Annotated in this window: 13 protein-coding genes and 1 pseudogene; 7 read left to right on the top strand and 7 right to left on the bottom strand. The window is 59.8% G+C overall.

The genetic code is table 11. The annotated features are described in order from the left end of the window. Positions 1 to 217 precede the first annotated feature (217 nt). Together LB568_RS27480 and LB568_RS27475 are read left to right on the top strand one after the other, a co-directional pair. Positions 218 to 535 (top strand): hypothetical protein, encoded by a 318-nt coding sequence (locus LB568_RS27480; RefSeq protein ID WP_224731781.1) that lies wholly within the window; start codon positions 218 to 220, stop codon positions 533 to 535. Positions 536 to 540: 5 nt separating this feature from the next. Beyond that, positions 541 to 1,767 (top strand): hypothetical protein, encoded by a 1,227-nt coding sequence (locus tag LB568_RS27475; RefSeq protein ID WP_224731780.1) that lies wholly within the window; start codon positions 541 to 543, stop codon positions 1,765 to 1,767. Between the two features lie 146 nt (positions 1,768 to 1,913). Here the strand turns inward: LB568_RS27475 and LB568_RS27470 are convergent, their stop codons facing one another. Beyond that, positions 1,914 to 2,747 (bottom strand): methyltransferase domain-containing protein, encoded by an 834-nt coding sequence (locus LB568_RS27470; RefSeq protein ID WP_224731779.1) that lies wholly within the window; start codon positions 2,745 to 2,747, stop codon positions 1,914 to 1,916. A gap of 125 nt (positions 2,748 to 2,872) precedes the next feature. Beyond that, a complete protein-coding gene (locus LB568_RS27465) occupies positions 2,873 to 3,286 on the bottom strand; it encodes a DOPA 4,5-dioxygenase family protein (RefSeq protein WP_224731778.1) in 414 nt (137 codons plus the stop codon). Between the two features lie 382 nt (positions 3,287 to 3,668). On the opposite strand from LB568_RS27465, the gene LB568_RS27460 reads away from it, so the two are divergent. Further along, positions 3,669 to 7,310: an ATP-binding protein gene (locus LB568_RS27460; protein WP_224731777.1), complete on the top strand. Its 3,642-nt coding sequence runs from the start codon at positions 3,669 to 3,671 to the stop codon at positions 7,308 to 7,310. 216 nt (positions 7,311 to 7,526) lie between these two features. On the opposite strand, the gene LB568_RS27455 is transcribed toward LB568_RS27460, so the two are convergent. The 4 genes from LB568_RS27455 to LB568_RS27440 all read right to left on the bottom strand — a co-directional run bounded on the left by LB568_RS27455 (position 7,527) and on the right by LB568_RS27440 (position 11,543). After that, entirely contained in the window at positions 7,527 to 7,772 is a 246-nt protein-coding gene (locus tag LB568_RS27455) for a MoaD/ThiS family protein (protein ID WP_013894215.1), read from the bottom strand. A 167-nt stretch (positions 7,773 to 7,939) separates the two neighbouring features. Next, complete coding sequence (locus tag LB568_RS27450) at positions 7,940 to 10,204, bottom strand: xanthine dehydrogenase family protein molybdopterin-binding subunit (RefSeq protein ID WP_224731776.1); 2,265 nt, start codon at positions 10,202 to 10,204, stop codon at positions 7,940 to 7,942. Then, the gene (locus LB568_RS27445) at positions 10,201 to 10,683 is read right to left on the bottom strand and encodes a (2Fe-2S)-binding protein (protein ID WP_013894213.1); all 483 of its coding nucleotides are present in this window, start codon (positions 10,681 to 10,683) and stop codon (positions 10,201 to 10,203) included. The genes LB568_RS27450 and LB568_RS27445 overlap by 4 nt, the downstream gene beginning before the upstream one ends. Further along, positions 10,683 to 11,543, bottom strand: coding sequence for an FAD binding domain-containing protein (locus LB568_RS27440; protein ID WP_224731775.1), 861 nt, complete (start codon positions 11,541 to 11,543; stop codon positions 10,683 to 10,685). Before LB568_RS27440 ends, LB568_RS27445 begins: the two co-directional genes overlap by 1 nt. A gap of 248 nt (positions 11,544 to 11,791) precedes the next feature. Between LB568_RS27440 and LB568_RS27435 the strand changes: the two genes are divergently transcribed. Together LB568_RS27435 and LB568_RS27430 are read left to right on the top strand one after the other, a co-directional pair. Next, complete coding sequence (locus LB568_RS27435; protein WP_023778963.1) at positions 11,792 to 12,235, top strand: SRPBCC family protein; 444 nt, start codon at positions 11,792 to 11,794, stop codon at positions 12,233 to 12,235. A gap of 172 nt (positions 12,236 to 12,407) precedes the next feature. Then, positions 12,408 to 13,556 carry an amidohydrolase gene (locus LB568_RS27430; protein WP_224731774.1) on the top strand — a complete coding sequence of 383 codons (1,149 nt, stop codon included), beginning with the start codon at positions 12,408 to 12,410 and terminating at the stop codon, positions 13,554 to 13,556. A 32-nt stretch (positions 13,557 to 13,588) separates the two neighbouring features. On the opposite strand, the gene LB568_RS27425 is transcribed toward LB568_RS27430, so the two are convergent. Further along, on the bottom strand, positions 13,589 to 14,668 hold the full coding sequence (locus tag LB568_RS27425; RefSeq protein ID WP_224731773.1) for a LacI family DNA-binding transcriptional regulator: 1,080 nt from the start codon (positions 14,666 to 14,668) through the stop codon (positions 13,589 to 13,591). A gap of 276 nt (positions 14,669 to 14,944) precedes the next feature. Between LB568_RS27425 and LB568_RS27420 the strand changes: the two genes are divergently transcribed. Together LB568_RS27420 and LB568_RS33875 are read left to right on the top strand one after the other, a co-directional pair. After that, complete coding sequence (locus LB568_RS27420; protein WP_412033933.1) at positions 14,945 to 15,757, top strand: ABC transporter substrate-binding protein; 813 nt, start codon at positions 14,945 to 14,947, stop codon at positions 15,755 to 15,757. Further along, a pseudogene (locus tag LB568_RS33875) lies at positions 15,745 to 15,871 on the top strand (RNA methyltransferase); the annotation flags it as partial. The gene LB568_RS27420 and the pseudogene LB568_RS33875, both read left to right, overlap by 13 nt.

The following is a 15,871-nucleotide window of genomic DNA, read 5'->3' as shown; positions in this document are numbered from 1 at the left end:
TCGGCAATGGTAAAAAAATAATCAAAACCGATCTTCTGGCTTGCGCTTCAATCTATCCACCCCGCTCCCGACTTCCTTGAACAGCTCCTTCTGCCGCACTCGAATCGTCGGCATTGGGGGCAAAATAAATAATCACACAGACAAAGGCCCGTCTCGACTTTCTCTTTATTGAGGAATATCGTTAAGACATTACTAAATTAGAGAAATGGTGGGGGCCATGATAAAAAAGTCGATTTATGCCTACAGCCTAAGTGGGAAGAGCATCCGCGTCAGCATTGTGTCAGCTCGCCTGAGAGTGATACTGGATCCAGATGGCACGATCGGGGTCGACACGCTCGACCCTCTGACTGATTTCTTCGACGGTGCGAATCCCGCACTCGTGCTTCCGGATATGATCAGTAGTTACAAGCCATTTCGCGATGATGGCCTGAAGATCACTGTGGCGGATCTCAGCAAAGCGAAGACCGTCCATGATGTCACGACGATCGTTTTGCGAAAGTACAAGAAGATGGGCTGGAAGGTCCTGATCGGATGAGGACCTTGCGATTGTTGACGGTGCCTGTCGTGTCGCTGCTGTCACTGAGTTCTGCAGCGGCCGCGGAAGAGTCCGTGGTTGAACGGTACGACCTCAACCACGATGGCTATCTGGACAAGGGCGAGATGCACATTCTCGCCCTCCACTATGCCAGCCCCGTATTGCGCGCCTACGATGTCGCTCCGACCGACGGCAAATTGAGCGCAAAAGAGATTCAGGCCATCTACGACACAGCGGAAAGCCGTCTCACGGACGACGAATCCGTGCAGGCCACTGTCGGCCCGCTTTACGACAAGCTTTCGCAAGACAATGGGCGCTTGCCGATCAAGGATGCCAACGTCGATTTTACTGGCATCGATGCGGCGATAGAGACGGGTGAGAAAGACCTTGAGCCGGAATGCTCGGTCAAGCAGAAGCTTTTCCTGCGCCGCGACAAGGTCGACATGTCGCTCTATGACAACACGCTCGGCGCTGAGCAGGCAAAGGGAGCGTCGATCCGGGTCGATCATGACTACGTAGCCGGTCAGACGACCGCGACCATCGACGCCGCCACTGCCATAGTCCTCTTCCGCAATGCATGCCCGGATCCGGGCGTGCAGGACATAGCTGAAGGCTTCCTGGCTGGCTATTCACTGGCCGCCTACTCGGACCTGACAGGCGAATTCGGGTCGGGCAATCGGGATCTCGAAAGCAACGCCGAGATCGGCCTGGATGGCCAGCTTCAGCTTCAGGGTGGCCTCTTCCGATACACTTACGTCACCGCCGGCGCGTATTATCTTACTGACTTTCATGGTGAAGCTAGCGGCTACGGTTTCCAGGCAACGGTTCAGCCCTACGATGAGCGGTACCATCTGGGCATCACGCGCAAGGATAACCCCTATGTCAGCTGGTACGTTACGCCGATCCTTCGGGTGGACAGCGTGCAGGTCAACGACGGCGGCTTGACCGGACTGGCTGACAACACGCGATACCTTTGGCTGGGCGGAGATTTCGAACTCACTGCATTCCTCTATCCCGAGAAGTTCGGTCACCGCTTCTATGCCAAAGCCAACGCCAATCTCTACTGGGACGCGATTGGCGAGCGGTTTGTGGATCAATACGGCGCCGGTCTCTTCTACAACGTCGACCCTGCCGGAAACACCTCCGTCTCGGCGGAGTACGTGTACGGCACCGACCGCAAGAAGCTTCAGCACGAGGAAAAGGTCACGCTCAACTTCAACGTGAAGTATTGAGCTTGAGATTGGCGGCAGCCGCGCACCGCGTGAGCTACGCGAGCGGCTGCGGGCGGTGGTGCATTGATGCGCGATCTGCGCTTCCGCGCAACCGTCCGCCGCCCCTTGCGCCAGACCTAAACCCGCCAGACCTAGATCCGCCAGACCTAGATCCGGCAGACGGCCATGACGAAGAACTCGCGGTAGCAGAAGTCCGGATCGTCGAGCAGGCGATCGGGCCACTCTCTCAACTCCCGCCAATAGGCCTGGTCGGCGTCAGGCAGGGCATAGCCTGGCGCGACGCTGGCAAAATAGGCCAGCAGGTCGCGAACATAGTCGCGCGTGAAGCGCGGCGCGGGCGCCCAGCGCTCGACCAGCCAGCCCTTGCGGCTGACGACCTCCAGGCCCGCCTGTCGCAGGCGCGCCGGAAGCGTCGAACCGCAATCGGTGCCGAGCACGCCCCGGTCGCGAAATCCCTTGAGCCTGGCCGCCATGAAGCGCGCCAGCAGGGCGCGGTCCATGGGCAGGATCTGCAGGATGGTCGAATCGAAATCCTTGACGGCGAAGATACCACCCGGCTTCAGCACCCGCCTGGCCTCGCCGACGGCAAGCTCGAACTCGGCAGGAGTCAGATACTGCATGACATTGCCGGACCAGACGCAATCGAACGAGGCGTCGGCGAATGGCAGCGACAGGATGCTGCCGACATGCGTGGCAATTTCCGGCGGCCCGGACAACGTGCCCGCGAGCGCCTCGACCCGGGCGATGTTTTCGGGCGCAAGGTCGAGTGCCGCGATGAAGCCGGAGGGGCCGACGGCCCTGGCGATCAGCGGCAGGAAGCCGCCGCTGCCGCAACCGGCGTCGAGCACGCGCCAGCCCGGGCGGATGCCGGCGTCGAGCAAGGCCGCCTCATATTCGGGCCGCGACGATTCGAAATGAAGGTCGAGCCAGCCCGCCTCGCTCGCTTCATGGCCGGTGGACGTTTGGTTCCTGGCAGACAAATGATTACCCCCCTTATGCCCCGCCACGGATAGAAGCGCACCCAACGGCATCACGCAATGCCCTGCGGTTGTTCGAAGCAGACGCTCCGCGCCCACGCTGGAGGTCGCGGCCGCGCTGGGAACCGCTATGCCTTGAGCGTCGGCTCGGTATTAGGCTCCAGCGCCTCTTCCGCCTCATGCTCGTCCGGCAGGACATCACCATGCACGCCCAGCGGCCGGCCTATCCAGACCGGATCGACCAGATGGTCGCGCTTCGGGTTGGTCGTGTTCGGGTGGATGAGGATGCTCAGGCCGCGATGGTTCAGCATCAGCCACGGCACCAGCGAAGCAAAGACCTCATTGGCGAACGAGACCTGGAACATCGCCTGCTCATGCGGCCCGACTTGTCTGTCATGCCAGGCCCCCAGGCGCACGCGAAACCGTTCGCCAATGCGAAGACGCAGCCATTCCGCATGCTGCCGCTCGGCCTGCCCGGCGTAGTAGATGTGGGCGTGATAGCTGGCGATCTCGGCGAGTGGTCTTGGGTTGGCTTCGGTCACCTCGATACCTCCCTCAATGTATGTCGCTCCCGGCGGAACTCTACCCGAAGCACGGATGCCTTGTCTGCACCTGACATCCGCTTGTCACGACCGCAATGCGTGAGACGGCTCCGTTATTCGCCGGTGCCGGAGAACGACCGGAGCGAGAGCTGATCCTGAATGGCTGTTTTGCGCCCTATCTCGGTCGTTGCGGCTGATGCCGTGAGCGCCCGAAAGCTGCCAATCATCGAGACTATTGCCTATGGCTTCTTACCGCTATGATTGCGGGCGGCAGGACTCTACTGATCGATTCCCAAATGCGGAGTTCTTGGAGATGAAAAGTTGGTGTTTTCCGGCTCCTCAGTGATATTTGTCGCTTGGATCAGTGATATTTAGGTCACTTATGGGCGAACGAATTTCAACATTAACAAATCGACTGGGTGGCAGGTTCACTAGTTTCGGTGCCTTCTTGGAAGGTATTGGTCGACCCGCCGTCACAAAAGCAAAATTTGTAAATCTTGCACCGACCGACCAAGCTGACAAGGCCGGTGTATATTCCGAAGCTTTGCTCTTCGCGACGACAGACCCGAAAGTGAACAATATAGCGCTGACAGGGCCTTATGGTTCAGGAAAAAGCAGCATCATCCAATCGTTCCTGAAAAGATACCGAAGACCTTCACTTCACATATCTCTTGCGGCGTTCGTGAAAGAGGCCAGTCCACCAGGCGACAAAGAAGCTAGCACCCCAAATCTCAAAGTGAGCCGGCAGGAGATTGAAAGAAGCATACTGCAGCAGATGCTGTATGGTGCAGATGCCAACAAACTTCCGCTGTCGCGCTTTAAGCGAATTCAATCCCCTGGCGTCCTGTCGATCTTCAAATCGCTGTACATCATGTGCGGCTTACTTTCGATTTGGTACGTATTCAAAAAGCGGGAAGCGATAATCAGCGGCACCTTTTTCGATCCACTCGAATTCAGCAATTGGCCTAACTTCACAATATTCGGGTTTTCGTTGCTTTTTTTGTGGGCTGCGCTGCACAAATTTTATGTCGCCAGCTTTGGGCTGTCACTCAAAAGCATCTCTCTAAAAGACATAGAAATTAGGCCGGCATCAGACAATCTCGATTCAATACTTAACCGTCATTTGGATGAAATTATCTACTTCTTCCAGTCAACAGAATATGATCTCGTAATAATAGAGGATCTGGACAGATTCGAAGATGCAGAAATATTCGTGACGTTGCGTGAAATCAACGGCTTGGTGAATGCGAACGCGGGAGTCAGGCGAACTATTAGATTTCTTTACGCACTGCGCGACGACGTATTTGTTAATACGGACCGGACCAAGTTCTTCGAATTCGTCATTCCAGTTATTCCCATCATAAACGCTTCGAACTCGATTGATATGGTGCTGGAGCAGGGAAAGAGGCTTGAACTCGACGGTCGTCTTGATCGACAATTCCTTAGAGAGGTCTCCCGGTATCTAGACGACTTGAGACTTATTCAAAATGTCTTCAATGAATACGCCATCTACGTCGCTAATTTGGAGACCGACGACGAAAATACTCTCAACGCCAACAAGCTTCTTGCGGTCCTGATATATAAGAACGTCTACCCCAGGGACTTCGAACAACTGCACCGGGGCGAAGGCAATCTCGCTGACATTCTGGGCCGCCACGATGAACTCGTTGCGCACGAGGAGGTGGCCTGTAAGGCAGAGATAGCGGAAATCGAACGAAAGATTGACGTTGCCGAAAGGCAGACACCCTCTGATCTGAAAGAATTGCGCCAAATCTACGCAATGACGCTCGTTCAGATGCTTCCTGCGAACGTCAATAGCATCAGCCTTGACGGGCAGTCTTGGATCGCACTTCACTCGCTCGTTGGGCACGACGCGTTTGAACAGTTAATCGCACTTCCTCATATTACCTTCCGCGATGTCTATAGTAGGGGACAGCGGACCGATATCTCGGCCTTGCAGAACGAAGTGGATAGGGAGAAAACCTACTTTCAGCGCAAGGCGGAAATTGAAAGCAAATCTGAAGCCAACAAGAGCGAGAGCTTGCAACGGATTCGCGAGCTTAGAGCGAAGATCGCGACACTTCGAACAGCCAAGTTCAATGAACTCGTGCGTTCAAGCGCCGACCGTGTGACTGACCTTTTCGACGGCTTCGGCGAGAAGGGCGAGTTGGCTCGCTTCTTGATTCTAGAAGGCCATCTGGACGATACGTATTATCAATATACGTCACTGTTCCATTCTGGTCGGCTGTCGCCTAATGACAACAAGTTTCTCATCCAGATACGGGCGTTCTTTACCCCCGACCCCGACTTTCAGATTGACAACCCAAATGAGGTCATCGCAGCGATGCGCGAAGCGGACTTCGGGCAAAGCTATGTTCTTAACGTCAAATTGGTTGACTGCCTTCTAAACGAGGCGAGCCGGTACAGCGATCAGACTCGTAGGTTTTTCGAGTTCATCGGGTCCCAGTTCGAAGGCTGCGAAGATTTCTTAGAGGCCTACTACGCCACGGGACGCGCCGTCCCCAAGTTGCTTTTCCGCCTGGCTGACGAATGGAGGCAGTTCGTTCCGACGGCAATCGCCAGCAAGCGCAGTCTTTCCCATATTACACAGTTGGTAACCAACCTGCCGGAAAGGGCGCTAGAAACACTAGCACGCAATGGCGACGAGTTCCCAGATTTCGTCGCGGCGAAACTCTCTGAAATTCTGGCACTTGCACCTGACTTGGCACCCGAACGCCTCGAGCGCATTGGCTTCGAGGTTCGAGACCTTCCGGCAATAGGAAAGTTAACCGGCATCGTGCGCTTCATGGCAAGACGTGGCCTTTTTGAACTCTCGATTGCCAATGTGGAACACATCTATCGCGAGGTCATGGGCGAGACCAATCTCATGGCGTTTCGCGAGTGCAATTACACTACGCTGCGTTCGCTCACAGATCCTGCCTTGATCATCAGGGTCGAACGCGATCTTGATATCTATCTTAGCGACGTGCTCCTTGAGCTTCACGACAATTCTGGAGAAGATGCGGCAGCCATAACCGATCTCCTAGGTCGTGAGGAACTTGACGAAGACAATCTTCGTGAATTTCTCGGTCGACAGACGGCTCTCCTGCCAGCGCTGGAGGGTGTTCCGGAGAAATTGCACGCCACGGTATTTGAGCTGCGACGTATCACGCCGACATGGGACAATTGTATCTCGTTCATGGGAGGCAGTGGCTTCGCAGCGGAAATTCTGGTGGCCTATCTTGATCGGAAAGATGTGCGCGCGGTAATTCTGAAGCACAGTCTGCGTAACGGTCCCGAGACACTGCCGCTATGCCAATTCCTTGTTAACGCGAATGCACTGAGCGATGACAGTTACCGGGAATATGTCCGAGCGTTGCCCAATACGTTCAAGAATTTTCCCAAAAGCCTCGATTCTTCGAAGCTTACTATTCTCATAGAGGAGCGCAAGATCACCTTTTCAAAGGAGACCCTTGAAAGCCTAGACGTCAATACAGACTTGCCGGTCCTTTTCATGGCAGAAAACATCGAAGCTTATCTCACCGATCCCGGAATGTTCGGTCTCGACGACGTCTTCCGAGAAGGGCTTCTTCAAGCCGACATAGCAGATGACGATAAGCGCGCGATAATCGACCTGATGGATTTGAATACGCTAACGGAACTGCCCAAACGAGCAGCACTCATAGGCCCGATTCTTGACCGCACCAACGTTCGTATATCAGGCATTGATGCGGCTAAAGCGCGGTCACTGATCCTGAATTCAAGGCCCGTTGAGACGCAGATTTCCCTGTTCAACAAGTTTCACTCGACTATGGCGGTCGACGAAGCGCGCGAAGTGCTTGCGGCGCTTCCATATCCGTTTTCTGAGATCACGACAGGATATCACACTCCAAGACTGCCAAGATCAGATGAAAATCGTGCATTGGTCCAATGGCTTGAGACTCGCGGAATCATCTCTTCGTGGAGCGAGGGAGGTGGTTGGTTCCTGGGTGATGAGATACGGGTAAATCTCAAGAGGCGATGAAAAACTGGTAGTTATACAGTCTTCTAATAGACAGCAGGTTTCAATGAGATGCCATTAAATTGGTGTTTTTGGAATTCTTACCGGTGGCTAACCAGGTTGTTGGTTCTCCCAAAAATCAGTCCACCTGACCCCAATTCGCTAAACCTGACAGTCTGCTTGCGTCCCCTAACAAGACGTTCGGAGACCCATGCCCCAATCGTAACGAGACGCTTGCCCTCATCCTCCCGCCAATCTTGGCAGCAGGAAAATCTCCGCCCCGGGCGGCAGCTCCTTGCTCCACGTGTCGCGGTAGATCGTGCCGTCGATCGCCACGGCAATGCCGCGATCGATCCATGGCTCGAAGCCGGGATACTGTTCAGCCAGTTTCCTGAACAGCTCCCTGATGTCCTTGGCTTCGACCTCGACCTTGCTCTTGCCGCCGGCGAGCTGGCCGAGGGCGCCCCAAAGGGTGACTTCGACCATCGGCGCTACGGTGTGCTGATATTCAGGTGAGGCCGGCCTGCAAATGGCAGGTTCCTGCGCTTCCGGTGCTCACGTACTTCAAGTACGCTCCGCTCCGGTTCTCGGAACCCGCCACTTTCGGCTCGGCCTGACCTGAATCTCAACACACCTTATCCCTAGCTTTCGCCCTACCCTTCCCGTTCCGCCTCGATCGCCGCGAGAATCCGTGGCGGGGACATCGGGATGTGGGTCATACGCACGCCGGCCGCGTTCGACACCGCGTTGGCGATCGCCGCCAGCGGCGGCACGATCGAGGTTTCGCCGACGCCGCGCACGCCATAGGGGTGGTTGGGGTTGGGAATCTCCAGGATCTGCGTGTCGATCATCGGCAGGTCGGAGCAGACCGGGATGCGGTAGTCGAGGAAGCCGGCGTTCTGCAGCCGGCCGTCCTTGCCGTAAATATACTCCTCGTTCAGCGCCCAGCCGATGCCTTGCGCGGCGCCGCCTTGGTACTGGCCCTCGACATAGGTCGGGTGCACCGCCTTGCCGGCATCCTGCACCACCGTGTAGCGGATGACCCTGGTCGATCCGGTCTCGGGGTCGACCTCGATGTCGCAGATATGGGTGGCGAAGGACACGCCGGCGCCATCGGCGACGAGTTCGCTGTGGCCGGCGATCGGCCCGCCGGTCTTGCCGGATTGGGCGGCGATCTCCTTCAGCGACAGTTTGCCGAGATTGCCGTGCTTCTCGCCCTTGGCGACCGCATGGCCCTGTTCCCAGACCACGTCGTCGACGGCAATGTCCCACATCTGCGCGGCGCGCTCACGCAGGATCTTGATCGCGTTGCGGGCAGCCGAGATCGTCGCCATGGAGGACGAGAAGGTGCCCCGGCTGCCGTCGGTCATGTCGTTGTAGCCGAGGCTCGACGTGTCGGCGACGATCGCCTTGACCTGGGCATAATCGATGCCGAGCTCCTCCGCCGCCACCAGCGACAGCGAGGCGCGGGACCCGCCGACGTCCACCGTGCCGACGGCAAGCGACACCGACCCGTCCATGCCGATGTTCAGGTCGGTGCAGGTCTGGCCGCCGAAATTGAACCAGAAGCCGCAGGCCATGCCCCTGCCCTGGTTCTTGGCCAGAGGTGCCTTCATGTGCGGATGGTTCTTCACCGCTTCCAGCGTCGGGCCGATGCCGATCGGGCCGTAGACCGGCCCATAGGACGATCTCGTGCCTTCCTGCGCGGCGTTCCTGATGCGGAAGTCGACAGGGTCCATGCCGATCTCCTTGGCGAGTTCATCGACAGCACTTTCCACCGCGAAAGCGGCCATCGGCGCCGAGGGCGCGCGATAGGCGGCGGTCTTGGGCCTGTTGACCAGCACCTCGTAGCCGACGGTCTTGACGTTCTCGAGCTTGTAGCAGGCGAACGCCGTCATGGCGCCGATCTCGGCCCAGGAGCCGGCATAGGGGCCGCAGGAATAGCGCAGCGTCGCTTCGGCGGCGGTGATGGTGCCGTCCTTGCGGGCGCCGATCTTGACGTCGATCGAGGTGGCGCTGGTCGGGCCCGAGGCGCGGAACACCTCGTCGCGGGTCATGACCAGCTTCACCGGCCGTCCGGCCTTGCGCGACAAGGCAAGCGCCACCGGCTCGGCCCAGACATGGGTCTTGCCGCCGAAACCGCCGCCGATCTCCGACGAGGTGACGCGCAGCTTCGAGGCTTCCATGCCGAGCAGTTGCGCGCAATGCTGGCGGTAGACGAAATGGCCCTGCGTGCAGACCCACAGGTCCGCGGTGCCGTCGGACGAGACGCTCGCCACGCAGGCATGCGGCTCGATATAACCCTGGTGCGTCTGCTCGGTCTTGAAGGAGCGCTCGACGATGAAATCGGCGTGGCCGAAACCCTGGTGGACATCGCCATGGCCGAACTGGCTGCGCTTGGTGACGTTGGAGGGCTTTACCGGCTTTTCCTCGAGGCCCTCGGTGAAGATGGCGTCGTTGATCAGGGGTGCCGTGTGCTTCATCGCCTCGTCGACGTCGGTGACGTGCGGCAGCACCTCGTAGTCGATCTCGATCAGCTTCAGCGCCTGCCTGGCCGTGCGGGCGTCGACAGCGGCGACAGCGGCCACCGCATGGCCGTCATAGAGCGCCTTGGTGCGCGCCATGCAATTGTCGAGGATGTCGTACATGGCGGCATCGCCATCGGTGAGGTCGGGCAAGTCGGCGGCGGTGATCACCGCCTTGACGCCGGCAAGCTTCTCCGCCTTCGAGGTGTCGATCTTGCGGATTTTGGCATGTGCGTGCGGGCTTCTGAGGACACGCCCGACCAATTGCCCGGCCATGTTGAAGTCAGCGCCGTAGCGGGCGCGGCCGGTCACCTTGTCGACGCCGTCGGGACGGATGGGGCGCGTGCCGACGGATGCGAATTTACGCCCGGAAAAACGCGGATCGAAGTTCATGCGTGCGCTCCCTTCATCACGTTCGCCGCGTCCTGGACGGCGCGTACGATCTTGTCGTAGCCGGTGCAGCGGCAAAGGTTGCCGGCCAGGCCGAAGCGGATTTCCTCTTCGGTCGGGTCGGGGTTCTTGGCCAGAAGATCCTTGGCCGCGATCAGGAAGCCCGGCGTGCAGATGCCGCATTGCAGGGCGGCGTGTTCGAGGAACTTCTGCTGCAGCGGATGCAGCTTGTCGCCATGCGCCATGCCCTCGACGGTCTCGATGCGCCGGCCCTCGGCTTCCGCGCCCAGCACCAGGCACGAGCACACCAGCCGGTCGTCGACGATGACGCTGCAGGCGCCGCAATCGCCGGTGCCGCAGCCTTCCTTGGCGCCGGTCAGCCCGAGCCGATCGCGCAGCACATCGAGCAGCGTTTCGTCAGGTTGGCAAAGGTACTCGACGCTGTCGCCGTTGATTGTGGTTGAGACTGCTACGCCGGCCATCATTTGCCTCCTGCACGTGTATAAGCCGAAGTGGCGGCACGCCTGGCCAGCACACCCGCGACCTTCCTACGGAAATCGATTGTACCCCGCTTGTCGTCGATCGGGCGGCAGGCGCCGGCGCAGACCTTGGCGAGCCGCTCCAGTGCCGCTTCGTCGAGCTTCCTGCCGATAAGCGCCTCGGCGGCCTCCTCGACCAGAAGCACGGTCGGTGCCGCCGCACCCAGCGCCACGCGGGCCGCCTTGATGACGCCGTGTTCGTCGATCGTCAGGTTCACCCCGGCGCTGACCACGGCGATATCCATCTCCGTGCGCGGAATGAACCGCAGATAGGCATCGCCCGAACGCGGCGCCTGGCTGTCGAGCAGGATCGCCTCGATGATCTCGCCCTTGGCCAGCGACGTCTTGCCCGGCGCGGTCGGCACGGCCTCCACGGCAATGGTGCGCTTGCCCGAGGGACCGACGATCACAGCCTTGGCTCCGGCCGCGACCAGCGCCGGCACGCTGTCCGCCGCCGGCGAGGCGTTGCAGAGATTGCCCACGATGGTGCAGCGCCCCTGCACCTGTTTCGAGCCGATCAGCTTGGCGGCTTCGACGACGCCCGGCCATGCCTTCTTCAGCGCCTTGTTTTCGCCGAGCACCGCGCAGGGCACCGCAGCACCAATGCTGAAGCCTTCGGCCGTTTCCCTGATCTCGCCCAGGGACGCGATCGCCTTGATGTCGACGATCAGGTCGGGCTCGACAAAGCCGCCCTTCATCCTGACCAGGAGGTCGCTGCCTCCCGCGAGAATGGCCGATGTGCCGGCTGATCCGGCCAACTGGCCAACGGCATCTTCTATTGAAAGCGGACGTATGTAACGCATCGTCTCCCCTTGGTCATCTCGATCTCAGCGACCGTTATAAACACTCTCCTCATAATGGCTATCCGGTTCCTGGTTTTCGGCGATTGGGCCAGGCGTCATAAAATCGAGTCCCAAATCGGTCTGAGCTGCCGCAGGCCATGGACAGACAGGCCCGTAGCCGGAGCCCGAAAAATCTGACAGCCTGTGTCGGACTGGCCAGGCCCCGTTCGTCCTAGGGGCGTCGAACAGGCATCATGAAAGGATAGGATATGCCCGGTACCGTACGTTTACACCGCGTTCTCACCACCAGCCCGGAAAAAGTCTATCGCGCCTTCGTCGAAGGCGACGCGCTGGCCAAGTGGCTTCCGCCGAACGGCTTCACCTGCACGGTCCATCAATTCGAAGCCAAGGTCGGCGGCACGTTCAAGATGTCCTTCCGCAACTTCACAACCGGCGACAGCCATTCCTTCGGCGGCGAATATCTCGAACTCGTTCCCGGCGAGCGCCTGCGCTACACCGACAGGTTCGACGATCCCAACCTGCCCGGCGAGATCCAGGTGACGGTCATCCTGAAGAAAGTGTCGGTCGGCACCGAAATCGACATCACCCAGGCCGGTATTCCGGACGTCATTCCGGTCGAGGCCTGCTATCTCGGCTGGCAGGAATCGCTCAGGAACCTGGCAAAGCTGGTCGAACCCGAGATCAATCAGTAGGGCAATCTCAAGCCCCGTTCGCGGCGGTGTCGACCGCTGCGAACGGTGTTTAGGCCCTTCGCGGGACGTCGCCACACTTCTGGCCCGCTGAAGCCCGGCACTTGGACTGTGGCAGGCACGGTCATTTGTCGCTAGCAATTCATCATCGGTTTTTGATGCGGAGGCGCAAAGCATGAGCTTGACCAATCGCGACATCGTCGAGCTGACCGAGTGGCGGCGCAAGCTGCACCGGCAGCCGGAAATCTCGAACGAGGAGGAGAAGACGGCACAAGAGGTCGTCTCCTTCCTCGCCGACACGGGACCGGACAGAGTGTTGACCGGATTGGGCGGCCACGGCGTCGCGGCCATATACGACAGCGGCAAAAACGGACCGACCGTCCTGTTTCGTTCGGAACTCGACGCGCTGCCGATCGAGGAGCTGTCGGGCGTGCCGCACGCCTCACGCGTGCCGGGCAAGTCGCATATGTGCGGCCATGACGGGCACACGGCAATCCTCGCCTCGCTTGGCCGCCAGTTCGGGCGCGAGCGGCCTGCCAGCGGCCGCGTCGTGCTGATGTTCCAGCCGGCGGAAGAGACTGGCAATGGCGCGGCCGGCGTCGTCGCCGATCCCCGTTTCGGCGAGATCGCGCCGGATTTTGCGTTTTCGCTGCACAATCTGCCTGGCGTGCCGTTCGGCGAGGTGCGGCTCAAGCCCGGCGTGGTCAACTGCGCCTCGCGCGGCATGCGCATCGTGCTGGAGGGCAAGACCGCGCATTCCTCCATGCCCGAGACCGGCATCTCGCCGATGCTGGCGATCAGCGAAATGATGCCGGCTTTGCCCGCGCTCGGCCGCGCGACCTTCGCCGATGATGATTTCTCGATGGTCACCGTCACCCATGCCGCGATGGGCGAAGCCGTGTTCGGCATCGCGCCCGCGCATGGAGAGGTCTGGGCGACGCTGCGCACCCGCCGCGACGAGCGCATGGCGGATCTGTGCGCTGCAGCCGAGGCTCTGGTCACCGAGATCGCCGGCCGGCATCGGCTTTCCGCGCGCTTCGACTATCACGAGATCTTCGTCGCCAGCGTCAACGCACCGGACGCCGTGGAGCATCTTCAGCGCGCGCTCGACGAAGAGGGTGTGGCGCACGGACAAGAAGCCCTGCCGATGCGCGCCTCGGAGGATTTCGGCCTGTTCGGCCATAGCGCCAAGTCGGCCATGTTCTTCCTCGGCGCCGGCGAGCGGCACCCTGCCCTGCACAATCCCGACTATGATTTTCCCGACGACCTGATCCCGATCGGCTCGAGGATTTTCATGCGCACGGCACGCAATCTGCTGGGCTGAGCTGCAGTCGCGGCACCACGAACGACTTGTGCCTACGGCCTTCTGTTTGAGGGCGGGCCAACGGATCCGCGTTCAATGATCGTGGTCGGCAGGATGAGCCTTTCGGGCGGTTGTGTGTCGCCCTTCAACCGCCGGATGAGCAATTCCGCGACGCCCTTGCCAAGCGCGTAGACGGGCTGGTCGATGACGGTGATGGGCGGGGTTGTCACGCTGGTCCAATCCGCATCATGGAAGGTGATCAGCGAAATGTCCTGCGGAACCCGCAACCCGCGCTCGCGGATCACCTTGAATATCTCCAGCGCTATGACGCTGTCGGAAGCAAGGATCGCCGTCGGACGATCTGGTCCGGACAGCAGCTTGTCAGCAATCCTACGGGTTTCGACAGGGCTTGTCGCGCCAAGGCAAACGTGACGCTCTGGCCGGTCCATCCCAGCCTCTCGGCACACGGTGAGGAAACCGTCGATACGCTCACGGACCGACGACGTGTAGATTTGCCCGAGATCGCGGTATTCCTGCCCTTCGGCGTCGACCGCGGTCACATAGGCGATGTTGCGGTGGCCGGCATCCGCAAGGATGCTGGTTGCCCGCATGGCGATGCCGCGATCGTCAACGGTGACGGTGTCGACATCCAGGTCGGGCAGCGCCCTGTCAAGCAGCGCAAGCGGCCGGCCAGAACGATGGATGTCGCGCAGGTGTGATATGTCGCGCGATTCCGATGGCGTGACGATCAGCCCGTCGACACGCTTGCCGATCAAAAGCCGCACGGCCGCCTTTTCGACTTCGATCCTCTCGCCGGAGTTGGCCAGGATCACGTTGAACCCGGCCGCCCTTGCCGCATCGCTGATGCCGCGCACCGCCAGGCTGAAGAACGGGTTCTCAATGTCGCCGACAACCACCCCGATGATGCCGGACCGGCCGGTCGTCATGCTGCGGGCCAGTTCGTTCGGACGATAATCCAGTGCCTTGGCCGCGGCCATGACGTCCGCGCGGATCGTATCGCTGACGACGCCGTATCCGCCGAGCACGCGCGCGGCTGTCGCTTTCGACACGTCCGCCGCGCGGGCGACGTCGCTGACTGTTATCGAGCGGGTTTTGGGCGCGGTTCTTTTCATCGGACGAACGACTACAAGAGTTGTTGACGGAAGGTCAATCTGGCGATAACCATTATCGAAGAGACCGGTCTCACGCAATAAGAGACCGGTCTCTTTGAGAGATGAACGAGCCAGGAGGCATGATGACAGCCCCCGTGCGAGCCGCTTCCGCGGCGACCAACGATGTGAGGCCTGAAATTGCGGGCTCGACGCGAATGCCAAGAAGAACGTGCCAACAAAAACAAACCTTCAGAGTGGAGAGAAGACATGAGCAGGATTGGAATTCTCAAGTCGCTGATGTCGCCGGCAAAGACCGGCGCAATGGCACTTATGGTTCTGTGCATCGGAGCGGGTCTAGTTTCGCGCGCCGCCGCGGCGGATGACAATCCCTATGGCCTCATCGATGCGAAGGTCATCAGCGTCGGCACCATGGGAGACGCCAAGCCATACGCTTTCACCCAGGCGGATGGCACATTCACCGGGTTCGACCTTGAATTGTTTCGCAACGTCGCCGGCCGCCTTGGATTCAAACCCGACCAGGTGATCTTCACCGGCCAGGAATTCTCGGCGCTTATGCCCTCGGTTGCCAACGGGCGCTTCGATGTCGCGGTCGCCGCGATCGGGACGACGGATGCGCGCAAGAAGACTGTCGACTTTTCGGATGGCTATCTCGCGGGCTATCTCTCGGTGCTTACCGCCGACAAGGCCATGAAGTCGGCGGACGGGCTCAAGGGCAAGCGTCTTGGCGTCGTCCAGGGTACGCTGCAGGAAATCTACGCAGCGAAGAATTTTGTCGGAACGGATCTCGTCAAATTTCCTGACAACAATTCGGCCGTCTCGGCGCTCAACAATGGCACGGTGGATGCTCATTTCCTCGATTACGAGGCAGCCAAGGACTATGCGGTTCGCTATCCGGACTTGAAGATCGCGGTGAACATCCCCTCCTTCGATGCGCCCGCGGGCTTCGTCCTGCGCAAGGGCAACGACAAGTTTCGCGAGGCATTGAACACCGCCCTGCATGCGGCGATGCAGGACGGCACCTGGAAGACGCTCTACGAGAAGTGGTTCCCCGGTTCCCCGATGCCTGACCAGTACCTCCCCAAGAAATAACCGCGACTCAGCCCCCCGCCGGGGCCCGCGGCGGGGGGCTCGTCGGCATTTCCAACCACGACAATATGGGTTCGATCTTCCGCAACGCCGCCGCCTTCGGCGCCGATGCGGTGC

It is taken from the genome of Mesorhizobium sp. B263B2A (assembly GCF_020165775.1).
GTDB classification, from domain to species: Bacteria; Pseudomonadota; Alphaproteobacteria; order Rhizobiales; family Rhizobiaceae; genus Mesorhizobium; species Mesorhizobium opportunistum.
Note: the sequence above shows the minus strand (reverse complement) of the source record. Positions and strands in the feature narration are given on the sequence as shown.